The sequence below is a fragment of the Phytoactinopolyspora endophytica genome, from assembly GCF_004138495.1.
Classification (GTDB): domain Bacteria; phylum Actinomycetota; class Actinomycetes; order Jiangellales; family Jiangellaceae; genus Phytoactinopolyspora; species Phytoactinopolyspora endophytica.
In genome coordinates, this window is sequence record NZ_ML142851.1 from 535658 (window position 1) to 536818 (window position 1161).

1 protein-coding gene is annotated in these 1161 nt (G+C 65.1%); it reads right to left on the minus strand.

Annotated features, from left to right (window positions below; translation table 11 throughout):
• Window positions 1-64: 64 nt before the first annotated feature.
• Window positions 65-586 carry an NUDIX domain-containing protein gene (locus ELR45_RS42575; RefSeq protein WP_420813838.1) on the minus strand — a complete coding sequence of 174 codons (522 nt, stop codon included), beginning with the start codon at window positions 584-586 and terminating at the stop codon, window positions 65-67.
• Between the last annotated feature and the right edge of the window lie 575 nt (window positions 587-1161).

Below are 1161 nucleotides of genomic sequence, written 5' to 3' on the forward strand. Positions count from 1 at the left end.
CGCACGATGTGACGTGCCGCCTCGTCCGATGCAGCGGAACCTGGCGGGAGGTACCAACAAGTCCTCAGATGCTCGAGCTCGAGGCCGACCATGCGACTGGATGGCCGTTCTCCAAGTACGCCACTGTTCCTTTGGCACGAGCGTCCAGCGAAGCCGCGATTCGACGAGTCAGAAGGGGGGACAACCTTTCCGAGGCCTCCTGGAGCGAGCAAAACGCCCATCCACGCAGCTCATCCTCCCGCACTGTAATCCCCGAAGCCATGTCCGGTGGCATCAGTCCACCGTCGAAGACGAGCATAAGGCCTTCCGTCCGTGCGCCTTGAGAAGGCACCCAGTCGACAACCAGAAGGCCGCCCAAGCGTCGAGACAGACCGAGCTCCTCCTCCAACTCCCGGTGTACAGCCTCATACGGGGACTCGTCAGCTTCGACAGCACCGCCCGGGATCTCCCAGTAGTCCTTATATGTCGGGTCCACGATGAGCACTCGATCTTCTGCATCGACGAGCAGCGCACCCGCCGCAAGCCGCTTCCGAGGCACTGTCGACGAGTAATGCGTAGCCGCTGGGTGTTCGGACACCCGCGACACAATACGGGACTGTCCGATGGCTGGTGGTGCCCCGAGGGGCGCTGTTGTTCCGGATGGGGTGAAAGACCTTCGTCGCCTCGGACCTCATGGCGCGAAGTCCGCCGCCGATTCTGCGATCAGAACTGGCGCTACGCCCACAATGGGGTGGCCTTCTGCGGCGCATCCAGCGTCGCGGTCACCCGTTACCGCTACCGCGGCACGCGGATCCCCACCCCATGGACCACCGACGATCAGCCCAGCGCCTAGAGACACGTGGAGGGCCCGGTGCTGGAAAACTGGCACGCCGGGCACGGGCGGACTACGGAAACGGACCGAGAGCAATCCCGGCACCGCGCCGCAGGCACCCCCACCTGGCCCCCCCGAAAGGCAGGCCTCGAACCACCCACACCGGCTCCCGATAACCGCCAACCGCGCCGCCCGCAACCGCGCGTCAAGACTGGCCGCAGGCCACCCGCGAGGGCTTGGCCTTGACCCGCGGCGAGAACGGCGCCACCATCACCAGCCGGGAGCCACAACAACCACCCAGAAACCCGCCGAAATGCAACAATGTCCCGAGACACCTGTCAACAGTGTCT